Origin of the sequence: Massilia sp. IC2-476, from assembly GCF_020707295.1 — a bacterium.
Lineage (GTDB): Bacteria > Pseudomonadota > Gammaproteobacteria > Burkholderiales > Burkholderiaceae_D > Telluria.
The window spans coordinates 397,765-411,737 of the sequence record NZ_JAJFER010000003.1 but is presented as its reverse complement, the minus strand read 5'-3'; the positions used below and the strand labels follow the sequence as shown (position 1 = coordinate 411,737).

The following is a 13,973-nucleotide window of genomic DNA, read 5'->3' as shown; positions in this document are numbered from 1 at the left end:
GTGACGCCGTCAAGGCCCGGCAGTCCGCATAGGCGACCGGCGACAAAGATGCAGTCCGCGCCAAGCTGCTCGAGCTTCGCGAGCGTCAGTCTCCCGGTGTTTCATACCGCGAGTGCTGGTGATTGCCGCTGCGTATTGCTAGCGCTGAAATCTCCCAGCTTGCGGCAGAAGATCGGTCCGTGGGGCTTCTTTTCGCCCGGGACCTGCCATGTTCAAGCAACATAGGCCAGCTGCGGCCCACCGCCATATTGCGACCGATAATCTCCCAGCCTGAGCGCCATGTCGTTGAACAGCACCCCGCGCGGCGAGATCCCCGCGTGATTCAGGCGCTTGATCGATTCGTTGATCTGTCCCTCGGTGGTCACCCCGGAGCGCGTCACCAGGAAGACGGCTCCCGCATGGGCGCCGATGATCAGGGCGTCGGCGACGGCGAGCAGCGGCGGCGGATCGATCAGCACCAGGTCGTACATGGGGCTGACGGTCTCGAGCAGGTTGCCGAAGTTCAGGTGCAGCAGGAACTCGGCCCGGTTGGAGGGCAGCTCGCCGGTCGGGATGAAGTCGAGGCGCTCGAGCACATCGCGATGGATGACTTCGTCCACGGTAGCCCCGCCGGCGATTGCCCGTGACAGACCCTTGCCCCGGTCGACGCCGAAGTAGCGGTGCAGGTGGCCGTTGCGCATGTCGGCGTCGATCAGGAGCACCCGCTTGCCGCTGGCCGCCATCACCGCTGCAAAGTTTGCGGCAATGAAGGACTTGCCGAGGTCGCGCGTCGGCCCGACCATTATGACCACGTTGTTCTTGAAGTGTGGCATCGAGAACTGCAAGGCGGCGCGGAAGCTGCGCAGGCTCTCGACTGCCGGATCTTCGGGCAGAATCTGCGCCAGCAGCGGCAGTACGCCCCCGGGCTTCGACTTGCGCATCAGCTTGTCCTGGTTGCCGCTGTGCGGAATCGAGGCGTACACGACCCGCGCGCGCAGCATGCGCTCGATCTTCTGCGGGTCGTCGATCCCGCCGCGCATGGCCTTGCGGGTAAAGGCGATCAGGGTGCCAAGGAACAGGCCGGTGACGACCGCCATCGCGACGATCAGGGGCCGGTTCGGCTTGATCGGTTTTTCCGGCGCGATCGGCGCATCCACCAGGCGCACATTGCTGACCCGCCCGACGGAAATCAGGCGCAGCTGCTGCGCCGTGTTCGACAGCGCCGTGTACAGGTCGGTGTTGACCTTGATGTCGCGGGTCAGGCGCGCCTCGTCCTGCTCCATCACCGGCAGGGTGCGGATGCGGCCGGCGATGGCTTCGATCTCGGCGTCGACTTCCTTGCGCTGGCGGTTGACGGCTGCTACCACCGGATGGTCTTCGGTGAAGCGGGCCAGGAGTTCGGTCTTCTTCTGCATCAGTTCCATGCGGCGCGTGCGCGCCGCCGCGGCCTGGGTCAGGCTCATGCGGGCTTCCTCGCGCAGGTCGACGGTGCCGTGCGCATTGCGGAACTGGTTATAGCGGTCTTCGGACTGTTCCAGCTGGCGCTTGAGGATGGGCAGCTGCTGGTTCAGGAAGGCCAGCGACTTCTCGGCTTCCTCGGTCTTGCGCGCCAGGTTCTGGCGCATGTACTCGCGTCCGATCTCGCTCAGCAGGCTGTTGATGCGCGCCGAGCTCTCGCCCTGCAGCTTGACTTCGATGACGCCGGACTGCTTGCCCTGCTCGGTGATCACCATCGAGCTCTGGATGGCCTGGATCGTGCCCAGGCGCGACTTGCGCTTGATGCGAAAGCGTGCCCCCGGGTTGGCATACAGGCGGTCGACCTTGATTTCGAGCAGGCCGTCCGGCAGCGGGACCCGGTAGCGCTGGCCGACGGTGCCGTCGAAGGCCAGCCGCTGGCCGCCGCCCGAGAAGCGGTAGCGGTTGCCGGCGCGCGCGGTGAGCACGAATTCGCGGTTGAGCCAGGACTCGGGCACCTCGAACACCGACACGTCGGCCTTCTCGCCGCCCCACACGTAGCCGCCATAGCCGAACAGGCCCGGATTGGACAGGTTGCCCGCGTTCTGGGTGGCGAACCAGAAGCCGGCCACGGGGAAGTACTTGGGCTGGACTTCGATGTAGAGCTGCAGGTTGTCGACCGCGCGCGAGACGACCATGCGCGAGCGCAGCAGCTCCATCTCGGCGATGGCCGCCTTCTTGGTTTCGAACAGGGACGAGGCCTCGCTCAGGATGTTCTTGGACGCGTTCGGGCTTTCTTCCTCGACGTGGATCATGAGGTTGGCCTCGTACACCGGCTTGGCCACCAGCGCGTACAGCACCGCCACCACGGTAATGAAGGCCGTGATGCTGCCGATCAGCCAGCGGCTGTCGTACAGCGTGTTGAAATAGCCTTTCAGGTCGACCGTGGGTTCCTCCGGCAGGGGCTCCGGCGGCCGTGGATCGAAGGGCACCGACAGCACCGGCGGACTGTGCGCGATGTGGGTCAGCGGGTGGGCGTCGGCAGGATTGCTCATGGTGGCAGACCTCGCAGAGACGGTGGGCGAAAGCGGTGCTCAGGGACGGGTGGTGACGCCGACGGCGGAAGTCAGCGCGCCCGGGAACAGCAGGCTCAGCTGCCGGTTCCAGTTGGCCAGCGGCGAGGCGGCTACGTAGACGACGTCCTTTGGCCGCAGCTCGAAGGATTCCGCCATCGCCAGCGCGCCGCTGACGCGGGCGTCGAGCTGGAACACGCGGGTCCGCGCGGGCGTCTTGCGCACCACGTAGATCTGGCGCGCGTCGCCGCTCAGGGGACTCACGCCGCCGCTCTCGCCGAGCGCCTCGTTCAGGGTCAGGCGGCCGTTGTGCATCGTGAGGGCGCGCGGGGTGACCACCTCGCCGGACACGAACACCTTGCTTTCGTCGCGCGAGTGGACGCGCACCACGTCGCCCGGCGCCAGCAGCACGGTGCCCGGGTTGACGCCTTTCTGCACCAGGTCGCGCAGGTTGATCAGGTAGCGGCCGGGACCGCGCTCGATCATGATCCGGCTCTGGTCGGCGCTGGGCAGCATGCCGCCGGCGCGGTTCAGCGCTTCGACCAGGGTCATCGGAATGTCGTTGATGGCCTGCAGGCCGGGCGCCTTGACCTCGCCGTCGATGTAGACCCGCTTGCTGCGGTAGGACTGCACGCGCAGCGTGAGGCTGGGATGGGCGATGTAGCGCGCCAGCTTCTTGGTGATCATGGCCCTGGCCTGCTCCTCGGTCAGCCCCTCGACCTGCAGCAGGCCGATCAGCGGGAACTGGATGCGGCCCTGGTGGTCGACCGCGAAGCCGGGCGACACGGCAGTCGGCGGCAGCGTGCCGCTGTCGAAGGCGGCCGTGGCGGCCGTCATGCCGCTGCCGGCCAGCTCGGGGTGATCCCAGACGACGATCGACAGCACGTCGCCCTGGCCGATCGTGTAGGGAGCGGGATTGGGATTGATCAGGGGCGTGAGGTCTTGCCGGGTCTGCTCGGCCAGCGCGCGCCGCTCGCTCTCGATGAGCTGTTCGGTGATCTTCTCGGTAGGCGGGGCTTCGCCCACGCCGTCCTTGCCGCCACCCGCAAACTGGATGCCGGTGGTGCAGGCCCCGAGCGCAGCGCAGAGGCCCAGGCTGCAGACCAGATTAACAGCGAGCCGCCGCCAAACGACTATTGCAACTGAACAAAAGGAAGCCATGATTGTTGCCTATCAAAAATAGACGCAGTTCTGGAACGGTTCAGTCCAGCGTACGGCGTCCATCAGGCTTGGCTTTGCAGCTGATCAAATAGCGGATGCGCGGCAGATCAGCGGATTTCCTCGAGTAATTTCAGGCCATCGGCGAAGCGCCAGACGCGCCGGATCTCGATCACGTCGAAGCGCGCCGCGACATTCGGCGGGAAGGCGGAATAGCGGGCATTGAGCTGCACGAAGCGGCGCACGGCGTCATCCATGTCGGCGCGGCCGCTGGAACGCACGATGGTCACGTCGTCGACGCTGCCGTCGCTGCGCAGGGACAGGCTGACCAGCGGGTCGATCCGCACGTCTTGCAGCGAGAAGCGGGCGCCGCCCAGGATCGCGGTGCGCTCCAGTTTCTGGCGCACGCTGTCGACGTACAGGCGCAGCGGCACGTCGCGCTCGCCGCCATCGGCCAGCACCCGGCGCGCGTTACTGGCGCTGTCTTCCGGCCGCGTGGGCGGCGGCGCCACGTTCGGAATGGTCAGGCCGCGAAGCAGCTCGCGCGCCCGGCTCGCCATGGCGCCGCCCGGGATCGCGCCGCCCGGACGGTCGCCCGCGCCGCTTCCCGCGCCCGGTCCGCCGGGGCCCGGATTGCCATTGCCGGGTCCCGGTCGGGACTGCGCCGCCAGGCGTTCGGCGGCTGCGCGCCGTCCCGCCTCTTCGGCGCGCTCGCGCGCCTGCCGTTCGGACTGGGCGCGCTCCTCGGCCAGGCGGCGCGCTTCCTCCTGCGCCTGGCGCTGGAGCTGCTCTTCGGCGCGCTGGCGTTCGCGCGCCTGGGCCTGGCGGCGCTCGGCTTCCTCGAGCGCCAGCCGCTCAGCGGCCACCCGTTCCAGCTCGCGCTGCTGCTGCGCCTGGCGCGCCAGGGCTTCCTCGCGTTCGCGCAGCTGCGCCAGGCGCTGCTGTTCGGCCTCGGCGCGGCGCCGCTCTTCCAGCTGCTTCTGGGCGATGAGCTGTTCAGCCTGGCGCTGTTCGGCCTGGCGCTGCTCGGCCAGCTGCCGTGCCTGCTCGACTTCCTGCTGTTGCGCCATGCGCTGCGCTTCCGCCTGCGCCGCCTGCTGCTGCGCCACAGCTTGACGTTCGCGTTGCGCGTCCGCTTCACGCTGGGCCGTGAGCCGTTCCTGCTCCTCGCGCAGCTGGCGCGCATTCTCCTCCTTGCTACGCGCTTCCTCGGCGGCGGCCAGGCGCGCCGCTTCTTCCTGCTCAAGGCGTTGGGCGGCGGAGCTGCGCTCCGCCTCCTCGGCGCGGGCCGCGATCGCCATGTCCTCAGGCTGCGCCTTCTCCTCCGGTTCGCCGCTGACGGTACTCGGGGTGGCGCCTGGTTCGAACTCGGGTAGCGGCGGCGCCACCGCAAACGCGGCATCGGAGTCGATCGACGCGATCAGGGGCGGCGCCACCGGCATGCGTAGCTTGCGGCGCGTGGGTCTCGCGGCGCGCTTCGGCGCCGGCGTGGCCTGCGCCAGTTTCGGTGGCTCGGGCGGACGCGGATCGACCAGGCGCAAGCCCGTGGCCGGCGCCACAGGCGACACCGGAAGCGGAGGCGGAGGCGTTGCAGCCAGGGGCGGCGTCGGCGTCGGAGGAAGCGGAGGAAGCGGCTGCGGCGCAGGGGCCGGCGGCGGCGCCAGCCTGACCTCGATCGGTCCGCCGGGACCGGCGTCGAATCCGGGAATCCCGAACTGCAGCGACAGCAGCAGGGCGTGCAGCAGCGCCGACACCGCGATGCCCGCAACGAGCCGCCGGTCGCGCTGGGCCAGGGAATCGTTCGGACTAGGATCGTGCGCTCGGGGCATGCCGTGGCTGATGCGAATATTGTCAGGCTGGCATCATAACGTTTACTCAGCAGTATGGCGAGGCGCGCACGATTGAAGCCGGCGTGCCCTCCCCGCTAGCGTTGGACCCGGGTGAACGAATACGTTTCGCCGTGCGCCAGGTAGACCACGTCCTTCTCGAGGCCCGCCGCCTTGACTTCGCGCGCGAAGTCCTCGAGCGGCGACTTGAACACGTCGTAGTCGTTATAGTGGATCGGCACGGTCTTCTTCGGCCGCACGACCTGCATCATGCGTACGCCATCCTTGCCATCCATCGTCACCTTCAGCACGCCGAGGATGCGGGTGCCGCCCAGGTGCAGCAGGGCCAGGTCGATGTTCGGGAACCGCTGCGGAATGGCGCGGATGTCGTCGTAGACCAGGGTGTCGCCGCTGATGTACATGCGGTAGTCGGGGGCCGCGGCATCAGGCCCGAAATCGAGGATCGATCCCATCACCTTGGGCAGCAGCACGGCCACGCCGGCCGGACCGTGGCGTCCCGGCGTGGCCGTGATGCGCAGGTTTGATGCGCCCTTGCTGACCTGCAGCTTGTCCCAGCTGCTCAGGCCAAAGGTGCGGGTAAAGCCGAGGCGCTTGAGCCGCTCGCTGCCTTCCTTGGTGGTGACGATCGGCGTGGCGCGATTGAGCTTCTTCTCCACCAGCTGGTCGAAGTGGTCGCCGTGGAAGTGCGACAGCACGACCAGGTCGATCGGCGGCAGTTGCTCGAACTTGATGGCGGGGTTCGTCTTCCGTTCCGAAGTCAGGCCATAGCCGAGGTGCACGTGGTCACCCTTGTGCAGGAAATTCGGGTCGGTCAGGATGGTGAAGCCCTGGTAGCGGATGATCACGGTCGCCGTGCCGATGAACTGGACCGTGCCCGTGTTCGCGTCCTGCGCCGGGGCTTCTGCCCCTGCCAGTTGCAGGGTGAAGGTCTCGCCCTGTGCCGGCGTGGCCGGAGCATCGGCGGCGCGCGCCGCGGGGACCATTGCGCAGGACAGCGCCATCAGGATGCAGAGGCAGGGCTGGAACAGTCGTGCTAAGGGCATGGGTGTCTCCGGGATCGTGCGCACCGGGTGCGGTGAGCGATGCCAGAACGTTAACACGGTAGCGCAGCGGGCGGCGTCCGCTTGCCTGAGGGATCGAATCAGCGTTTGCCGACCATGGCGGCCAGTTGCTGGCGCGCCTTTTGCCATTCGGTGCCGCTGAGAAGCGCCGTGCATTGCGGACAGGGTTCGAAGGGATTGCAGTCGTGTTCGAGCGCGATGTAGTTGGCGCCGGTCACCAGTTTTCCCGTGTAGCTGTCGACGCGCCCCTTCGATGCCGCGGGCGCGGAAGCCGCACCATCGATCCCTTGAGCAGCCCACTTCGCGAAAGCCTCGGTGGCGACACCGTCCGGCACATACCAGCGGCGTTTGGTGGGATTCCAGCGGGCGCCGAGCGCCTTCGCCTCATCCTTTTCGGCATAGGGAACAGTCAGGAAAAGCATGCAGTCCTAGAGTCTCGTTCAAGAATGGTCAATCGCGTGGTGGCCTGCCCAGCTGGGTTCGAACCAGCGACCCTCAGCTTAGAAGGCTGATGCTCTATCCAACTGAGCTATGGGCAGATCGGACGGCGCGCCGTGTGGGTGCGCGCCGGAAATGAAACGGGCTGTCGAACGACAGCCCGCGGAGGAAGCTTTGGTCGGAGTACAAGGATTCGAACCTTGGACCCCCTGGTCCCAAACCAGGTGCGCTACCGGGCTGCGCTACACTCCGATCTGGGGCCGATGATACTCCCGCAACCGGTGCGCGTCAAATCACGCAGCCAGCTTGTCCGCGATGCGGCGCGCCATGCTCTCGGCGATGTCGGCTTCCTTGGCCTCGACCATGACACGGATCAAGGGTTCGGTGCCGGAGGCGCGGATCAGCACGCGGCCGGACTCGCCCAGCTCGCGCTCGACCGCTTCTTTCTCGGCCACCAGGGCGCCGTCCTTGGTCCAGTCGAAGCCTGGATTGACGCGCTTGTTGATCAGGGTCTGCGGATACAGCTTCAGTTCGCTGCAGCATTCGGACAACGACTTGCCGGTGCGCTTGAGCGCCGACAGCACCTGCAGCGCCGAGACAATGCCGTCGCCGGTGGTGTGCTTGTCCAGCGCCAGCAGGTGGCCCGAGCTTTCGCCGCCGAACAGCCAGCCGCGCTCCTGCATCACTTCCAGCACGTAGCGGTCGCCGACCTTCGCGCGCGCAAAGCCCACGCCCATCTGCTTGAAGGCGACTTCCAGCGCCATATTGGTCATCAGGGTGCCCACCGCGCCGGCCACCGGGCCGGTCGACAGGCGGTCGCGCACCATCAGGTACAGCAGCTCGTCGCCGTTGTAAACGCGCCCTGCTGCATCGACCATGATCAGGCGGTCGGCGTCGCCGTCCAGCGCGATACCGAGGTCGGCCTTGTTGGCAACCACCGCTTCCGACAGCGCCTTCGGTGCGGTGGCGCCGACGCCGGCGTTGATGTTGAAGCCGTCCGGCGAAGCGCCGATCGACACGACTTCGGCGCCGAGTTCGTGGAACACGTGCGGGGCGATGTTGTAGGCGGCGCCGTGGGCGCTGTCGACCACGATCTTCAGGCCGCGCAGGTCCAGTTCGTTCGGGAAGGTGCTCTTGCAGAATTCGATGTAGCGGCCCTGGGCGTCGCGCAGGCGGGTCGCGCGGCCCAGCTTGTCGGACGGGACGCAGCCCATCGGCTGGTCGATGGCTTCTTCGATTTCGAGCTCGACGGCGTCCGGCAGCTTGGTGCCGTGTTGCGAGAAGAACTTGATGCCGTTGTCCTGGAAAGGATTGTGCGAGGCCGAGATCACCACGCCGGCCTGCAGGCGCAACGCGCGGGTCAGGTAAGCGATGGCGGGGGTCGGCATCGGGCCAGCCAGCATCGAGTCCACGCCGGCGGCCGAGAAGCCCGCTTCCAGCGCGGCTTCCAGCATGTAGCCCGAGATACGGGTGTCCTTGCCGATCAGGACGACCGGACGGCCGCTGCTCGACTTGGCGCCCTTGGCCAGTACCCTGCCGGCTGCGTAGCCGAGGCGCATGACGAATTCCGGAGTAATCGGCGCCTCCCCTACCAGACCGCGAACACCATCCGTACCGAAATATTTGCGTGCCATTTTCTTCTCTTTCTTTCCGTAATTAAACGCCGGGCGTATTTTATCTGTAGTAATTATTTCACGTCATCACGATTCATTCATGCGCGGCATGCCATACCTTCAGCGCGTCCACGGTCTCTGCGACATCGTGCACCCGTACAATTCTAGCGCCATGCGCTACCGCAGCCAATGCGCCAGCAATACTGCCTGCAATACGTTGCTCCACCGGACGCCCGGTGACAGCACCGATCATCGACTTGCGCGACAGGCCGGCCAGCACCGGCAGGCCGACCGTATCGCGGATCCGGCCGAGCGCGCGCAGCAGCGCGTAGTTGTGCTCGACCGTCTTGCCGAAACCGAAGCCCGGGTCGATGCAGATGCGCTCGCGTGCGATGCCCGCGCGCACCAGGGTGTCCACCCGCTCGTTCAGGAAGTCGATCACCTCGCCCACCACGTCGACGTAGCTCGGGGCCTGCTGCATGGTCTGGGGCGTGGCCTGCATGTGCATCAGGCACAGGCCGCAATCGCTGTCACGCACCGCCTCGATCGCGCCCGGCGCGCGGAAGCCGTTGATGTCGTTGATCATGTCGGCGCCGGCGATGATCGCCTCAACCATGACTTCCGGCTTGCAGGTGTCGACCGACAGCGCGCAATCGAGCGTGCGCAGCGCGTACAGGGTCGGCATCACGCGCGCCAGCTCTTCGGCCACCGGCACGCTGGGCGAGCCGGGGCGGGTCGATTCGCCGCCGATGTCGATCATGGTGGCGCCGTCGCGGATCATTTCCTCGGCGTGCGACAGGGCGAACTCGAGGCCCTGGTAGCGCCCGCCGTCGGAGAAGGAATCGGGGGTGACGTTCAGGATGCCCATCACGATGGGATGGGTGGAGGCTGGGCCGTCCAGCGCGAAGCTGTACTGGCCGCATTGCAGTTGCTTGGGCATGGGGAAAACGGGGTAGCGAACGGGTTACGTAAACGAGCAAAAGGCATCCTAGGGATGCCTTTTGCTTGGGTGGATCAGCGAATCAAGCCGCAGATCACGCCGGTGCGGTCGCGTTCGGCGCCACGCCGCCGCCGCTGTCGCCCGGCGGGTTACGCTTGGTCAGCAGGCCGGTTTTCGGCTGGCGCGGCTCGCGGCCGGCCATGATGTCGTTGATCTGCTCGGAGTCGATGGTTTCCCAGTCGAGCAGCGCCTTGGTCATCATCTCGACCTTGTCGCGGTTTTCTTCGAGCAGGCGGCGCGCCAGGGCGTACTGCGTGTCGAGGATGTTGCGGATCTCGGCGTCGACCTTCTGCTGCGTCGCTTCCGAGATGGTCTTGGTGGCGCCGCCGAAGAAGCCTTCGTTCTCGCTGTCTTCGTAGACCATCACGCCCATGCTCTCGGACATGCCGAAGCGGGTCACCATCGAACGGGCCAGCTTGGTGGCACGGGAGAAGTCGTTCGAGGCGCCGGTCGACATCTGGCCGACGAAGATCTCTTCGGCGATGCGGCCACCGAACAGGATCGAGATCTCTTCCAGCATCTTGTCCTTGTAGCCCGACAGGTTGTCGTGCTCCGGCAGCTGCCAGGTCAGGCCGAGGGCATAGCCGCGCGGCATGATCGTGACCTTGTGCACCGGGTCCGCCTTCGGCAGCAGCTTGGCGACCACCGCGTGGCCCGACTCGTGGTAGGCCGTGTTGCGACGCTCTTCCTCACGCATGACCATCGACTTGCGCTCCGGGCCCATGTAGATCTTGTCCTTGGCGTCTTCGAAGTCGATCATCTCGACCAGGCGCTTGCTGCGGCGCGCCGCGAACAGCGCTGCCTCGTTGACCAGGTTGGCCAGGTCGGCGCCCGAGAAGCCCGGGGTGCCGCGCGCCAGGATGTCGGCCTTGACGTCGGTACCGATTGGCACCTTGCGCATGTGCACGTTCAGGATCTGTTCGCGGCCGCGGATGTCCGGCAGGCCCACCATCACCTGGCGGTCGAAACGGCCCGGACGCAGCAGCGCCTTGTCCAGCACATCGGCACGGTTGGTGGCGGCGATGACGATCACGCCCGACTGCGCCTCGAAGCCGTCCATCTCGACCAGCAGCTGGTTCAGGGTCTGTTCGCGCTCGTCGTTACCGCCGCCCATGCCGGCGCCGCGATGGCGGCCGACCGCGTCGATCTCGTCGATGAAGATGATGCAGGGCGAGTGCTTCTTGGCGTTCTCGAACATGTCGCGAACACGCGATGCACCCACGCCGACGAACATCTCGACGAAGTCGGAACCCGAGATCGAGAAGAACGGTACTTTCGCTTCGCCGGCAATGGCGCGCGCCAGCAGGGTCTTACCGGTACCCGGAGGACCGACCATCAGCACGCCGCGCGGGATACGGCCGCCCAGCTTCTGGAACTTGGTCGGGTCTTTCAGGAAGTCGACGATTTCCGAGACTTCTTCCTTCGCTTCGTCGCAACCGGCGACGTCGGCGAAGGTGACGGTGTTGTTGGTTTCATCGAGCATGCGCGCCTTCGACTTGCCGAAGGAGAAAGCGCCGCCCTTGCCGCCGCCCTGCATCTGGCGCATGAAGAACACCCACACGCCGATCAGGAGCAGCATCGGGAACCAGGAGATGAAGACCTGTTGCAGGAACGAAGGTTCCTCGGGCGGCTTCACGTCGAAGCGCACGCCGTTCTCGCGCAGGTCGCCGATCAGGCCGCGGTCGAGGATGGTCGCGGTGGCGCGGACCTTGCTGTCGTCCTGGCGGGTCGCGGTAATGTTCGAGCCCTCGATCACGACGTCCTTGATGCGACGTGCCTTGACTTCGTCGAGAAGCTCGGAATATGCGATGGTCTTGCTGCCGCCGGCGACGCTGTGGTTGTCGAACTGCTTGAACAGCATGAACAACAGCAGCGCAACGACCACCCAGATGGCGGATTTGGAAAACATATTATTCACGAAAACTCCTCCGATGCGATCGCATCTCTACCGATTTCAGTATGACGATTTTAACCGCAATAAGCCGACGCCGCCACGCAACGTAAGCAATAGTGCCAAAATGCCATTTTTCTACGTACTGCCGGGCTCGCAACCGTTTGCGCAGCCAGCCTCACGCGGCTGATGTGCGGTTGCCGCGCCGAATATCAAGGGCAAAACGCATTCCGAATGCGGATTTCACGCTGCTGGATTCTTCAGACCGCGCCCAAGCAGGAAAATTTCAGACGATTTGTCCCGGCTTGCCTTTGGTTTGACCTGTTTGACCGTCTTGAATTCATCCCGGAATTTCTCCAGTATCTGAGTAAATCCCATATCTTTAAAGCACTTCACCAGCAATGCGCCACCCGGTTTCATGTGCATTTGAGAAAACTCAATGGCCAGGTCGATCAGGTGTTCCATTCGCGCCGCATCGGCGGTTGGAATACCGGACAGGTTGGGCGCCATGTCGGACAGGACCAGGTCCGCCTTGCGGCCCTGCAGCAGCTCGTCGAGCTGCCCCAGGACTTCCTCTTCGCGAAAATCGCCCTGGATGTACTGGACGTCGGCAATCGGCTCCATCGGCAGCATGTCGAGGCCGATGATGGTGCCGTTGATGCCGCCGCCATCGGCGCCGGCCAGCTTGCGCCGGGTGTACTGGGCCCAGCTGCCGGGGGTGCAGCCGAGGTCGACGATGACCTGGCCCGGCTTGATCAGTTTCTCGCCCTCGTCGATTTCCTTGAGCTTGTAGGCGGCGCGTGCGCGAAAGCCCTCTTTCTGGGCCAGTTTGACGTAGGGGTCGTTAATATGGTCGTGCAACCAGTTTTTGTTTAATTTGTTCTTGGCCATTCGCGTAGAATACTGCTTTTAAAGGTAATCCCAAAAAATTATTATGCTTAAACTCACTCCGGCCGAGCGCAGCGCTCTGCGCGCCGAGGCCCACGGACTCAACCCAGTCGTCATGATCGGCGAATCCGGCCTGACCGAATCGGTCATGAAGGAAATCGCTTCGAGCCTGGACGCGCACGGCCTGATCAAGGTACGCGTGTTCGGCGACGACCGCGAAGCCCGCATCGAGATGTATGAACAGATCTGCGAGCAACTGGACGCGGCGCCGGTCCAGCACATCGGCAAGCTGCTGGTGCTCTACCGTCCGAAGAAGGAAGCCGTCAAGGAACGCAGCAGCAAGAGCGGCAAGGGCATGCGTGAAGTCACCATCGTCAAGGCCAGCGCCAGCGGCACCAAGAAGCCGAGCGTCACCAAGGTCATGCTGAAGGGGAACGAACGCGTCACCGCGGGCGGCAACATCAAGCGCGCCAAGCCGCGCCAGACTTCGACCAAGAAGAATTCGCTGAACAAGTGATGGCACGCGCCGAGCGAAAACCGGGGAAACCCGGTTTTTTTTCGCCTGCCAGATCGAGCATCAGCCTTCTAAGCTGAGGCTCTCCGCTTAACGGCTTTTCAGAACGAGGATCGCGGCCAGAATACTTTCCACCACGTGGAACAGCTGCGAAACCCCATGCATGACGGCGAACTGCGTCCAGTATGGCGACGCCCTCACCCCGCCCGGCCCGGCCACTTCGCGCATCTGCGCCATGGCCGGCTGCAGGCCGATCCACATCACCAGCGCACAGGCCAGCATGGCCAGCACCAGCAGGTTCAGGGAACGGCGCCGCCCCGCGTCGAGATCGGGCGAGAAACGCACCAGCGCCAGCATGATGGCAGCGCTGGCGATCGATACCCACCCAAGGCGATGCAGCAGCACCGCCACGACGTCGCCGGCAACAAGGCTCGGCACCGCCGCGAACACCGCGGGCGCCGCGATATAGCCGAGCACCCACAGCGTTCCCGCCCACAGCACCGCCACCAGCAGCCTTGCGGCCGCCAGGCGCGATGCCGAGCGCGAGGAGCTGTCCGCCATCAGACGTAGCGGACTTCGAGGATTTCGTATTCGCGCGGACCCGACGGAGCCTGCACTTCCACCACGTCGCCGGCGTACTTGCCGATCAGGGCGCGGGCGATCGGCGAGGTCACCGACACCTTGTTCAGCTTCAGGTCGGCTTCGTCGATGCCGACGATCTGGTAGCTCACCTTCTGGCCGCTTTCCAGGTCTTCCAGGTCGACGGTCGAGGCGAAGACGACGCGGCCTTCCGCATCCAGCGTGGCCGGGTCGATGATCTGGGCAGCGCTCAGCTTGCTTTCCAGCTCGGCGATGCGCCCTTCGACGAAGGCCTGGCGCTCTTTTGCGGCATCGTACTCGGCATTCTCGGACAGGTCGCCGTGCGAACGCGCCTCGGCGATGGCGTCGATGACGACACGGCGCTCCTTAGTCTTGAGCTGGTGCAGCTCTTCCTTCAGGAGTTCGGCGCCGTATTTGGTCAGTGGTACGGTAGTGTTCATGTCGCTCTATGCTGTT

12 protein-coding genes and 2 tRNA genes are annotated in these 13,973 nt (G+C 65.5%); 1 reads left to right on the top strand and 13 read right to left on the bottom strand.

From position 1 onward, the window contains the following. Window positions 1-212: 212 nt before the first annotated feature. The 11 genes from LK539_RS10865 to LK539_RS10815 all read right to left on the bottom strand — a co-directional run bounded on the left by LK539_RS10865 (window position 213) and on the right by LK539_RS10815 (window position 12,406). Window positions 213-2,489 carry a polysaccharide biosynthesis tyrosine autokinase gene (locus LK539_RS10865; RefSeq protein WP_227800925.1) on the bottom strand — a complete coding sequence of 759 codons (2,277 nt, stop codon included), beginning with the start codon at window positions 2,487-2,489 and terminating at the stop codon, window positions 213-215. A 39-nt stretch (window positions 2,490-2,528) separates the two neighbouring features. Then, on the bottom strand, window positions 2,529-3,533 hold the full coding sequence (locus tag LK539_RS10860) for a polysaccharide biosynthesis/export family protein (RefSeq protein ID WP_227800924.1): 1,005 nt from the start codon (window positions 3,531-3,533) through the stop codon (window positions 2,529-2,531). A 242-nt stretch (window positions 3,534-3,775) separates the two neighbouring features. Beyond that, on the bottom strand, window positions 3,776-5,494 hold the full coding sequence (locus LK539_RS24420) for an energy transducer TonB (RefSeq protein ID WP_267877670.1): 1,719 nt from the start codon (window positions 5,492-5,494) through the stop codon (window positions 3,776-3,778). 95 nt (window positions 5,495-5,589) lie between these two features. Beyond that, on the bottom strand, window positions 5,590-6,555 hold the full coding sequence (locus LK539_RS10850) for an MBL fold metallo-hydrolase (RefSeq protein ID WP_227800922.1): 966 nt from the start codon (window positions 6,553-6,555) through the stop codon (window positions 5,590-5,592). Window positions 6,556-6,653: 98 nt separating this feature from the next. After that, a complete protein-coding gene (locus tag LK539_RS10845; RefSeq protein WP_227800921.1) occupies window positions 6,654-6,995 on the bottom strand; it encodes a DUF5710 domain-containing protein in 342 nt (113 codons plus the stop codon). A 40-nt stretch (window positions 6,996-7,035) separates the two neighbouring features. Further along, a tRNA-Arg gene (locus LK539_RS10840) sits at window positions 7,036-7,112 on the bottom strand. A 74-nt stretch (window positions 7,113-7,186) separates the two neighbouring features. After that, window positions 7,187-7,263, bottom strand: a tRNA-Pro gene (locus tag LK539_RS10835). Window positions 7,264-7,304: 41 nt separating this feature from the next. Beyond that, on the bottom strand, window positions 7,305-8,645 hold the full coding sequence (gene glmM, locus LK539_RS10830) for a phosphoglucosamine mutase (RefSeq protein WP_227800920.1): 1,341 nt from the start codon (window positions 8,643-8,645) through the stop codon (window positions 7,305-7,307). Between the two features lie 73 nt (window positions 8,646-8,718). After that, window positions 8,719-9,564, bottom strand: coding sequence for a dihydropteroate synthase (folP, locus tag LK539_RS10825; RefSeq protein ID WP_227800919.1), 846 nt, complete (start codon window positions 9,562-9,564; stop codon window positions 8,719-8,721). Window positions 9,565-9,658: 94 nt separating this feature from the next. Further along, on the bottom strand, window positions 9,659-11,542 hold the full coding sequence (ftsH, locus tag LK539_RS10820; RefSeq protein WP_227800918.1) for an ATP-dependent zinc metalloprotease FtsH: 1,884 nt from the start codon (window positions 11,540-11,542) through the stop codon (window positions 9,659-9,661). Window positions 11,543-11,758: 216 nt separating this feature from the next. Continuing rightward, the gene (locus tag LK539_RS10815) at window positions 11,759-12,406 is read right to left on the bottom strand and encodes an RlmE family RNA methyltransferase (protein ID WP_227800917.1); all 648 of its coding nucleotides are present in this window, start codon (window positions 12,404-12,406) and stop codon (window positions 11,759-11,761) included. A gap of 43 nt (window positions 12,407-12,449) precedes the next feature. Here LK539_RS10815 and yhbY point away from each other — a divergent pair, with 43 nt between their 5' ends. Next, window positions 12,450-12,920, top strand: a complete 471-nt coding sequence (yhbY, locus tag LK539_RS10810) for a ribosome assembly RNA-binding protein YhbY (RefSeq protein ID WP_227800916.1) — start codon at window positions 12,450-12,452, stop codon at window positions 12,918-12,920. A gap of 87 nt (window positions 12,921-13,007) precedes the next feature. On the opposite strand, the gene LK539_RS10805 is transcribed toward yhbY, so the two are convergent. Both LK539_RS10805 and greA read right to left on the bottom strand, forming a co-directional pair. Then, window positions 13,008-13,478, bottom strand: coding sequence for a DUF4149 domain-containing protein (locus LK539_RS10805; protein WP_227800915.1), 471 nt, complete (start codon window positions 13,476-13,478; stop codon window positions 13,008-13,010). Beyond that, window positions 13,478-13,957, bottom strand: a complete 480-nt coding sequence (gene greA, locus LK539_RS10800) for a transcription elongation factor GreA (RefSeq protein WP_227800914.1) — start codon at window positions 13,955-13,957, stop codon at window positions 13,478-13,480. The genes LK539_RS10805 and greA overlap by 1 nt, the downstream gene beginning before the upstream one ends. Window positions 13,958-13,973: the final 16 nt, after the last annotated feature.

What these genes read in the sequence shown, in the direction of transcription:
- greA (WP_227800914.1), bottom strand. Translation starts at nt 13,957, where the DNA reads ATGAACACTACCGTACCACTGACCAAATACGGCGCCGAACTCCTGAAG.
- LK539_RS10815 (WP_227800917.1), bottom strand. Translation starts at nt 12,406, where the DNA reads ATGGCCAAGAACAAATTAAACAAAAACTGGTTGCACGACCATATTAAC.
- LK539_RS24420 (WP_267877670.1), bottom strand. Translation starts at nt 5,494, where the DNA reads ATGCCCCGAGCGCACGATCCTAGTCCGAACGATTCCCTGGCCCAGCGC.
- LK539_RS10845 (WP_227800921.1), bottom strand. Translation starts at nt 6,995, where the DNA reads ATGCTTTTCCTGACTGTTCCCTATGCCGAAAAGGATGAGGCGAAGGCG.
- glmM (WP_227800920.1), bottom strand. Translation starts at nt 8,645, where the DNA reads ATGGCACGCAAATATTTCGGTACGGATGGTGTTCGCGGTCTGGTAGGG.
- folP (WP_227800919.1), bottom strand. Translation starts at nt 9,564, where the DNA reads ATGCCCAAGCAACTGCAATGCGGCCAGTACAGCTTCGCGCTGGACGGC.
- LK539_RS10805 (WP_227800915.1), bottom strand. Translation starts at nt 13,478, where the DNA reads ATGGCGGACAGCTCCTCGCGCTCGGCATCGCGCCTGGCGGCCGCAAGG.
- LK539_RS10865 (WP_227800925.1), bottom strand. Translation starts at nt 2,489, where the DNA reads ATGAGCAATCCTGCCGACGCCCACCCGCTGACCCACATCGCGCACAGT.
- yhbY (WP_227800916.1), top strand. Translation starts at nt 12,450, where the DNA reads ATGCTTAAACTCACTCCGGCCGAGCGCAGCGCTCTGCGCGCCGAGGCC.
- LK539_RS10850 (WP_227800922.1), bottom strand. Translation starts at nt 6,555, where the DNA reads ATGCCCTTAGCACGACTGTTCCAGCCCTGCCTCTGCATCCTGATGGCG.